Below are 8,913 nucleotides of genomic sequence, written 5' to 3' on the forward strand. Positions count from 1 at the left end.
GCGGCGTTGCCGGCGGCGGGGTGCCGGAAACGCCCCTCGTCCGCTGCGCGTCCGACGGGCTTATTCCGGCCTACTTTTCTAGAAGCCCAAACTTTTAAAACACGCTCTTAGTCGTTGGGTGGCTCTTGTGTTGCGAGTCAAGTCCTTGATGCCCCACTTAGGCTCTGACAAAGCCCTCTGGATGGCTTCGCGAGTCCTGAGTGGATCGGGTTTTTCCACCTCATTCCTCAGCTAACTGCGCCAACAACTCCGCCTGATGCTCGCTGATAAGCGGCTCGATCACCGGATCGAGGTCGCCGGTCATGATGGTTTCCAGCTTGTACAGGGTCAGGTTGATGCGGTGGTCGGTGAGTCGGCCCTGCGGGAAGTTGTAGGTGCGGATGCGCTCGGAGCGGTCGCCGCTGCCGACTTGGAGCTTCCGCGAGGCGGCGATTTCCGCCGTCTGCTTCTCCTGCTGGGCCGACAGGATGCGCGATTGCAGCAAGGACATGGCCCGCGCCCGATTCTTGTGCTGGGAACGCTCGTCCTGGCATTCCACCACCACGCCGGTGGGGATGTGGGTAAGGCGGATGGCCGACTCGGTGCGGTTGACGTGCTGACCGCCCGCCCCGGAGGCGCGGAAGGTGTCGACGCGCAAATCCGCCGGGTTGATGTCGAATTCAACCTCATCCACTTCCGGCAGAATCGCCACGGTGCAAGCGGAGGTGTGGATGCGGCCCTGGGTCTCGGTGGCGGGGACGCGCTGCACGCGGTGGGCGCCCGCCTCGAACTTCAGGCGGGAGTACACATCCTGGCCGCTGACGCGGACCACGATTTCCTTGTAGCCGCCCATTTCGCCCTCGCTCTCGCTGATGACCTCGGTCTTCCAGCCTTTTTGCTCGGCGTAGCGGGCATACATGCGGTACAAGTCGCCCGAGAACAGCGCCGCCTCGGCCCCACCCGTACCGGCCCGGACTTCTAGGAAGATGTTGCGCTCGTCATTGGGGTCGCGGGGCAGTAGCAGGATTTGCAGTTCCTCGGCCAGCTTGGCCTGATTGGCCTCGGCGTCGGCGAGTTCGTCCTGGGCGAGTTCACGCACCTCCGGGTCCGGGTCGCTGACGAGGCTTTGGGCATACTCGATGGCGTCGTCGGATTCCAGGTAGCGCCGGAAGCAGGTGACGACCGGATTGAGCTGGGCATATTCCCGGCTTAAGGCGCGGAAGCGGTTCTGGTCGTTCTGGGTTTCCGGCTCGGCCAGGAGGGCGGTGATTTCTTCGAAACGCTGGGAGAGGTGGTCGAGTTTTTGGCGGATGGAGGATTTCACGTAATCAGGAACCGTCTTTCAGTTGGAAAAGTTCGCGGGCGGCGGCGATGAGATCGTACCGTTCGTAGACGCCCGCCTGTTTGATCTGGGTGCTGGGCGTGTGAATGAGCTTGTTGGTGAGCAGATTCGCCAGCAGTTCCAGGGTGTCTTCCGGCGAGCGGCCACCGCGCAGGGCTTGCTGTGCCTTGACGAGGGCTTCATCCCGGATGCGCTCAGCGTGCGTGCGGAAATCCCGGATGGTGCTGGTCGCGCCCTGGGCACGCAGCCAAGCGAGGAAGTGGTCCACCTCGGTGTCGATGATTTCTTCGGCCTGCTTGGCGGCTTCCTGACGGGAGCGGATGTTTTCTTCGACCGTGTTGCGCAGGTCATCGACGGTGTAGAGGTAGACATCGCGCAGTTGCTCCACTTCCGGTTCGATGTCGCGGGGCACGGCCAAGTCCACCATGAACATGGGCTTGTGCTTGCGTGCCCTGATAGCGCTTTCGACGCTCCCCTTGCCGAGTATGGGCAAATGGCTGGCGGTGGAGGACACCACGATGTCGGCCTTGGCGAGGTGTTTCGGCAGTTCCGACAGGGAAATCGCGAAGCCGTTGAACTGTTGCGCCAGGGCGTGAGCCTTATCGTAGGTGCGATTGGCGATGATGAGTTCGCCGATTTTGTTTTCGGTCAGATGCCGGGCGGTGAGTTCGATGGTTTCCCCGGCGCCAATCAGCATGGCGGTCTGCTTGCTGAGGTCGTCGAAGATGCGCTGGGCCAGCCGGACGGCGGCGAAGGCCACGGAAATGGGGCTGGAGCCGATGGCGGTGTCGGTGCGGACCTTCTTGGCGGCGGTGAAGGTGTGTTGGAACAACTTGCCGAGCGTCTTGCCTAACGTTCCGGCTTCGGCGGCGGTTTGGTAGGCCGTCTTCATCTGGCCAAGGATTTGCGGCTCGCCGAGAATCATCGAGTCCAGGCCGGACGCCACCCGGAACATGTGGCGGATAGTGGCGGAGTCCGTATGGGCGTAGAGAAACGGCTGGAATTCCTCGCGGCGCAGGCGTTGCTCATGGGCGATCCAGTCGATCAGCGCATCCCGGCCTTTGGATTCGGCGCCACAATACAGTTCGGTGCGGTTGCAGGTGGAGAGAATCGCCACTTCCTCAATATCCGGCAACTGAATCAGGCCATGCAGGGCGTGCCTCAGCCGCTCGGTCGGAAATGCCAGTCGCTCCCGGATCGAGACCGGCGCGGTGTTATGGTTCAGTCCTACGGTTAAAATGCCCATCGGCTCACTTTGTGCAGCGTTAAGAATATAATTCTAAAAAAAAGCGCCGTTGGGGCCAAATCGGGAGTGGTTTCAGTTTGTCGCGGCCCGTCAAGGAAGGCTAAAATCACGGCGGTATTGCCGTCTTCGATACCTTCCGCCGCGCCAAGCCGCCTTGGGATGACGATTCCACGCACATGTCGGGCCGGGCGACAAAAACCTGTCGAGACTACTCCATATTTCCGTTTTTTTCGATTCTTCGATTTAGAGATTCCACCAGTGGCAAAACGATTGGTTTGTTTGGCCTGTGCCGGGGCGGTTTGGCTCTCGGGATGCGCCGGTCTGAATGCCTCGCGGACGGGTTCCGATGGCTTCATCGAGGGCGATGTGCGGACGAGCACTCGCCCGGCGGCGCAGGATTCGGAAACGGTTTATCTGCTATTGGCGGCGGAATTGGCCGGCCAGCGGGGCCAATACGATACCGCTTTGGACAATTATCTCCAGGTGGCCCGGCGCAAGCCCGATGCCCAGGTGGCCGAACGCGCCACCCAGATTGCGCTGTACCTTAAGAACAACGACAAGGCGCGGGAAGCCGCCGCCTTGTGGGTGGCCCACGATCCCAAGAATGTGGCCGCGCACCGCGTCAACGCCATGCTGCTGCTGAAAGCCGGGCAGCTCGACCAGGCCGTGGCGGAGTTCAAGACCTTGCTAGCGCTCAAGGACGTTGAGCTAGAAAACACCCTGATCGAGTTGGTGAAATGGCTGAACACCGAGGTCTCCAAGGAGGAGGGGCTAAAGGCCATGGCGCACCTCGTCGGACAGTTCCCCAGCGTGGCGGAGCTGCATTTCGCCTACGCCCTGCTGGCGAGCGACAAGGGCGAGCACCAATTGGCTTTGGACGAAACCCAGCGCGCCTTGGCGCTGCATCCCGATTGGAGCCGCGCCCGCCTCCTGCAAGCCCAGGTGATGGCCCAGATGGGCGATTCGGCGGCGGCCCGGGAATCCGTCCAGCGAGCCTTGAAAAGCGATCCGAATAACAATCGGCTGCGGCTGATTTATTCGCAGTTTCTCGCCAAGTCGGGGGACTTGAAGTCCGCCGAGCGGGAGCTTCAGCGCATTCTCGACAAAGAGCCGGGGGATAAGGACGCCCGCTTCGCGCTCGCTTCGACCCTGATGGAGAAGGGCCAGCTTGATCGAGCCCGCCAGGAGTTCCAGCGGCTGACCGAAGTGCCCAAGTGGCAATCCCAGGCCTATTTTTATCTGGGGTTGATCGAAGCCAAACAAGGCCGGTTGGAGAGCGCCCGGCAGTGGTTCGATAAAATCACTGTCGGCCCCTTGGAGTTCGATGCGCGGGTCAACGGCATCACGGCGCTGATTAATCTCGGCCGCTTGAGCGAGGCCCGCCAGCGGTTGAGTCAGGTTCGGAAGAGTTTCCCCAATGAGGCGTTGCGGCTTTATTTGCTGGAAGCGGAGCTGCTGTCGAAAAACAAGGATTACGACGCGGCGTTCGACTTGTTGAGCGAAGGACTGGACGAGTTGCCCGGCCAAGTGGAGTTGCTTTATTCGCGGGCGCTTATCGCCGAGCAGTTGGAGCGGTTCGACGTGCTTGAGGCCGATCTACGGGCGGTGTTGGAAAAGAATCCCGATGACCCCAACGCCCTCAACGCCCTAGGCTACACGCTGGCGGATCGTGCCGAGCGTTTGGACGAGGCCAAAGGTTATCTGGAGCGGGCCATTGCCTTGAAGCCGGAAGACCCCGCCATCATGGATAGTTATGGCTGGCTGCAATACCGCCTGGGCAATTTGAAGGAAGCGCTAGTGTATTTGCGCAAGGCTTACGATTTGGTGCAAGACCCCGAAATCGGGGCGCATTATGGCGAAGTGCTGTGGGAGTCGGGCCAGAAAAAGGAAGCCAAGAGGGTGTGGAATGATTCGCTCAAGAAAGACCCCAACCAGGAAGACATGAGGCGGGTGAAGGTTCGCTATAAGGATGCGTTCAAATAACGGTTTGATCCGGCGCTTGGCGGTCCCGCTGGCGCTGATGGTGTTGTTGCCCGGTTGTGCATCGCTGCGGACGGAAACCGCCGCGCCGCCCTTGCCCGAGAATACCCAAGCACTGTACGCGCTCAAGATGTGGCGATTGGAAGGGCGCATTGGTGTGCGCACCACCGGGGACGCTTGGCAGGCCAACCTGTTTTGGGAACACGAGGCGGCGCAGGATCGCCTGCGAATTTCCGGGCCGCTGAGCCAAGGCATGGTTTCCATCATCGTGCAAAAAGACTTGCTTTACATCAACGAGGGTAATGGCGTCACCAAGCTGTCCCGTGACCCGGATGCCGAATTGCGGGAGCGGCTGGGTTTCTCTGTTCCCTTAGCTAGCCTGCGTTATTGGATGCTAGGTTTGCCAGACCCGGCCTTGGCCCATGCGCCGATCCAAGTCGGTGGGGGCGCGACCGCCGGGTTCCGGCAATTGGGATGGACCATCCGCGTGGACAGCTTCACTCATCTGAATAACCGTGCTTTGCCGCAGAAGCTGCGCGTGGAGCGCGATGATGTTGCCGTGAAGCTGAAAATCATCGCCGACACCTGGAATACCGGAGGTTGATTCGTGAGAGAAAGCGAAATATTGCGCCTGCCAGCACCGGCCAAGCTGAATCTTACGCTGAGGATCGTGGGTCGACGCGAGGATGGCTATCACCTGCTGCAAACCGTTTTCCAATTCATCGACCGCTGTGATTGGATCACCCTGCGCCCTCGCCCTGATGGCCAAATTCGGTTGGAAGCGCCTTTGCCAGGTGTTCCAGAGGAAGCCGACCTTACCGTGCGGGCGGCGCACGCTTTGCGGGATGCTATTGGAATTAGGGCGGGCGTCACCATCGGAATCGAGAAAAATTTGCCGATGGGTGGCGGTTTGGGGGGCGGAAGCTCTGACGCCGCAACTACTCTGTTGGGTTTGAACCGATTGTGGAACGCGGGGCTGACTAATGAAGAGCTGATGGCGTTGGGCCTTAAATTGGGTGCGGATGTGCCTGTTTTCATCAACGGTTGCAGCGCGTGGGCGGAAGGCGTGGGCGAGGTTCTGACCCCGTTGGAGCTTCCCGAGCCTTGGTATGTGTTGGTGGTGCCCGCTTGCCATGTCGCGACGGCGAAGGTTTTTACGTCGCCTGATTTGACACGCGATAACAAACCTATCAAAATGCGCGACTTCCTCGCGGGCCAGCACGAAAACCATTGCCTTACTGTGGTCACGAGTTTGTATCCTGAAGTTGGAAAAGCGTTGGATGATTTGTCCCGCTTTGGACCTGCTCAGCTTACTGGCACGGGTGCCTGCGTTTTTGCGGCATTTAGCGACGAATCTCAAGCGCGAAAAGCGGTTAAAGATTTGGGCGAATCGTGGTCAGTGTTTGTGGCGAAAGGCGTCAACAGTTCACCACTACATAAAGCGTTGGGCATTGCCTAGTTCATTAATCGAGTTTATTGGGGCGTAGCCAAGCGGTAAGGCACCGGGTTTTGATCCCGGCATTCCCAGGTTCGAATCCTGGCGCCCCAGCCAATCTCTTATCCCGCTCGACATCTTGGTTCTGGAGTTGTTCGAATGACCGACGCCTCGTTCATGGTGTTTTCGGGAAACGCTAACCTGCCTTTGGCCGAAGGCATTGTGCGCAAGCTTAATATGCGGTTGGGGATGGCGACCATCGGTCGCTTCATTGATGGGGAAATCGCCGTTGAAATTGAGGAAAACGTCCGGGGTCGCGACGTTTTCATTGTCCAGCCTACCTGTGCGCCGATTAACGAAAACCTGATGGAATTGCTGATTATGATCGACGCTTTCCGGCGGTCATCGGCAGGCACCGTTACGGCGGTCATCCCTTACTACGGTTACTCGCGGCAGGATCGCCGCATCCGCTCCGCCCGGGTCCCAATCACCGCAAAATTAGTGGCAAAAATGATTTGCGCGGCGGGGGCCGACCGTGTTTTGACGGTCGATCTGCACGCGGATCAGATTCAGGGCTTCTTCGACGCGCCAGTCGATAATGTGTACGCATCCCCCATCCTGCTGGGCGATGTGTGGCGACAGAAATATCCCGACCTGATGGTGGTGTCCCCCGATATTGGGGGCGTGGTCAGGGCGCGGGCCTTGGCAAAACGCTTGGACGACGCTGAACTCGCTATCATCGACAAGCGGCGACCTCGGCCGAACGAGGCCAAGGTCATGAATATCATCGGCGATGTGGCGGGCCGCACTTGCATCATGGTGGATGACTTGGTGGATACCGCTGGCACTTTATGCCAGGCCGCCGTGGCCCTTAAAGAGCATGGCGCGGAGAAGGTCGTTGCCTATTGCACTCATCCAGTGTTGTCGGGCCGGGCGGTGGATAATCTGGAAGCTTCGGTGCTGGATGAGTTGGTGGTTACGGATACCATCCCGTTAAGTCCGGCGGCTGAAAAATGTTCCAAGATTCGCCAGTTAAGCGTCGCCGAGATGCTGGCGGAAACCATACGCCGAATCGCGGTTGGCGAATCGGTAAGTTCCATGTATGTCGATTAGACGACTTTTTATCACTGCTCAGAGTATTTGGAGAAAAAGATGGCAGGCAGTTTTGTGTTTGAAGCGGAGTCGAGAAAAGTTACCGGCAGGGGCGATGCCCGCCGTTTACGCCAAGCCAACAAGGTTCCGGCGATTCTGTACGGCGGTGGCGGCGAGCCAGAGGGCTTGATTCTGGTTCACAATAAGGTTGTGAAGAGCCTGGAGAATGAGGCGGTCTATTCGCATATTCTCACGATCAAGGTGGATGGCGTTCGAGAAGAGCGCGCCATTCTTAAAGACCTGCAAAGGCACCCCAGTAAGCCGATTATCATGCATATGGATTTCCAGCGGGTTAGCGCCGCCGACAAAATCCGTGTGCATGTGCCGCTGCATTTCATAAATCAGGAAACCTCAGTGGGTGCCAAGAAGGGTGGTATCGTCACTCACAATATGGTGGACATTGAAGTTACCTGCTTGCCAGATTACTTGCCCGAGTATATTGAGGTCGATCTGGCTCAGGTGGATGTTGGTCAGTCGGTTCATCTATCCGAAATCAAAGTTCCGGCGGGCGTCGAAATTGTCGCTCTAGCGCATGGGGCGGAGCATGACCTCCCGGTCGCGGTGATCCAGTCCAACCGGGTATCCGAAGCTTCCGAAGGGACGGCTGGCTGATAATGGAGCAGCCGAGTGTCGGCTAAGTTCAAACTTATCGTCGGATTGGGAAACCCGACGGCCCAGTATGAAAAAACCCGGCATAACGCCGGGTTTTGGTTTTTGGATGAGATCGCTGCGACGCGAAGGGTGTCCTTCCATCAGGAGCAGCGATTTCATGGCTGGGCTGCTCGATTGGATGTTGACGGCACCCCGGTTCATTTGCTCAAGCCGATGACTTATATGAACCGTAGTGGGCAGGCCGTCGGCGCTGTGGCGAAGTATTTCAAAATCGCGCCGGATGAGATTCTGGTGGTTCACGATGAATTGGATATCCCGCCGGGAACGGTTCGCTTGAAGTATGGAGGAGGTCATGGCGGGCACAATGGGTTGCGCGATCTAATTACCCATTTAGGTTCTGCGGATTTCTACCGTTTACGGCTTGGAATAGGCCATCCTGGCGACCGTGCCGCCGTGATTGGCTATGTTTTGGATGCGCCGTCGGCTTCCGAGAACGAGTTAATCCGGGGTGCCATAGCGCGGGCAATCGGTTTCTTGTCGGACATCCTGTCCGGTGAGTTGGACCCGGTTATGAATCGGCTGCATGGTGGCGCGGGTTCTAAATCAAAAAATAATTGACGGCTACGGTTTAATCGAAGAAAATAAGCGACTCACTTGCTTGGAGGGGTTCCCGAGCGGTCAAAGGGATCAGACTGTAAATCTGACGGCTCTGCCTTCGAAGGTTCGAATCCTTCCCCCTCCACCATTTTTAAAGAGATATGTAGCGCGGGTGTAGTTCAATGGTAGAACCTCAGCCTTCCAAGCTGATGGCGTGGGTTCGATTCCCATCACCCGCTCCAAAAAAGGTTTTAGTGCCCATATAGCTCAGTCGGTAGAGCACTTCCTTGGTAAGGAAGAGGTCACCGGTTCAAATCCGGTTATGGGCTCCAGTTTTTTTGCGTACTTTAGGTAAAACACAGCAAGAGGTGTTGGCGGATGTCCAAAGAAAAGTTTGCACGCACGAAGCCGCATGTGAACGTGGGAACGATTGGTCATGTGGATCATGGCAAGACGACCCTGACGGCGGCGCTGACCAAGGTGGGCGCGGAGCGCTTCGGCGGGGTGTTCAAGGCGTATGACCAGATCGACGCGGCCCCCGAGGAGCGGGCGCGCGGCATCACCATCGCG

General features: G+C 58.4%; 9 protein-coding genes and 4 tRNA genes. 11 read left to right on the forward strand and 2 right to left on the reverse strand.

Annotation, left to right across the window (positions count from 1 at the left end):
- Positions 1-220: 220 nt before the first annotated feature.
- A complete protein-coding gene (gene prfA / locus ACXWUF_RS13370; protein WP_458495164.1) occupies positions 221-1,303 on the reverse strand; it encodes a peptide chain release factor 1 in 1,083 nt (360 codons plus the stop codon).
- 4 nt (positions 1,304-1,307) lie between these two features.
- The gene (gene hemA, locus ACXWUF_RS13375; protein WP_458495165.1) at positions 1,308-2,567 is read right to left on the reverse strand and encodes a glutamyl-tRNA reductase; all 1,260 of its coding nucleotides are present in this window, start codon (positions 2,565-2,567) and stop codon (positions 1,308-1,310) included.
- A gap of 258 nt (positions 2,568-2,825) precedes the next feature.
- On the opposite strand from hemA, the gene ACXWUF_RS13380 reads away from it, so the two are divergent.
- The 11 genes from ACXWUF_RS13380 to ACXWUF_RS13430 all read left to right on the forward strand — a co-directional run.
- Entirely contained in the window at positions 2,826-4,550 is a 1,725-nt protein-coding gene (locus ACXWUF_RS13380) for a tetratricopeptide repeat protein (protein WP_458495166.1), read from the forward strand.
- The gene (lolB, locus tag ACXWUF_RS13385) at positions 4,537-5,151 is read left to right on the forward strand and encodes a lipoprotein insertase outer membrane protein LolB (protein WP_458495167.1); all 615 of its coding nucleotides are present in this window, start codon (positions 4,537-4,539) and stop codon (positions 5,149-5,151) included. The genes ACXWUF_RS13380 and lolB overlap by 14 nt, the downstream gene beginning before the upstream one ends.
- A 3-nt stretch (positions 5,152-5,154) precedes the next feature.
- Positions 5,155-6,006 (forward strand): 4-(cytidine 5'-diphospho)-2-C-methyl-D-erythritol kinase, encoded by an 852-nt coding sequence (gene ispE, locus ACXWUF_RS13390; RefSeq protein WP_458495168.1) that lies wholly within the window; start codon positions 5,155-5,157, stop codon positions 6,004-6,006.
- An 18-nt stretch (positions 6,007-6,024) separates the two neighbouring features.
- Positions 6,025-6,099 (forward strand) — tRNA-Gln (locus ACXWUF_RS13395).
- A gap of 42 nt (positions 6,100-6,141) precedes the next feature.
- Complete coding sequence (locus ACXWUF_RS13400) at positions 6,142-7,095, forward strand: ribose-phosphate diphosphokinase (RefSeq protein ID WP_458495169.1); 954 nt, start codon at positions 6,142-6,144, stop codon at positions 7,093-7,095.
- 39 nt (positions 7,096-7,134) lie between these two features.
- On the forward strand, positions 7,135-7,746 hold the full coding sequence (locus ACXWUF_RS13405) for a 50S ribosomal protein L25/general stress protein Ctc (protein ID WP_458495170.1): 612 nt from the start codon (positions 7,135-7,137) through the stop codon (positions 7,744-7,746).
- 15 nt (positions 7,747-7,761) lie between these two features.
- On the forward strand, positions 7,762-8,364 hold the full coding sequence (pth, locus tag ACXWUF_RS13410; RefSeq protein WP_458495171.1) for an aminoacyl-tRNA hydrolase: 603 nt from the start codon (positions 7,762-7,764) through the stop codon (positions 8,362-8,364).
- Positions 8,365-8,406: 42 nt separating this feature from the next.
- Positions 8,407-8,491: transfer RNA gene (locus ACXWUF_RS13415), tRNA-Tyr, on the forward strand.
- 20 nt (positions 8,492-8,511) lie between these two features.
- Positions 8,512-8,585, forward strand: a tRNA-Gly gene (locus ACXWUF_RS13420).
- A 14-nt stretch (positions 8,586-8,599) separates the two neighbouring features.
- A tRNA-Thr gene (locus ACXWUF_RS13425) sits at positions 8,600-8,675 on the forward strand.
- Positions 8,676-8,721: 46 nt separating this feature from the next.
- A partial coding sequence (locus ACXWUF_RS13430) for a GTP-binding protein (RefSeq protein ID WP_458495172.1) occupies positions 8,722-8,913 on the forward strand: 192 nt, incomplete at its 3' end.

Source organism: Methylomagnum sp. (assembly GCF_054333355.1).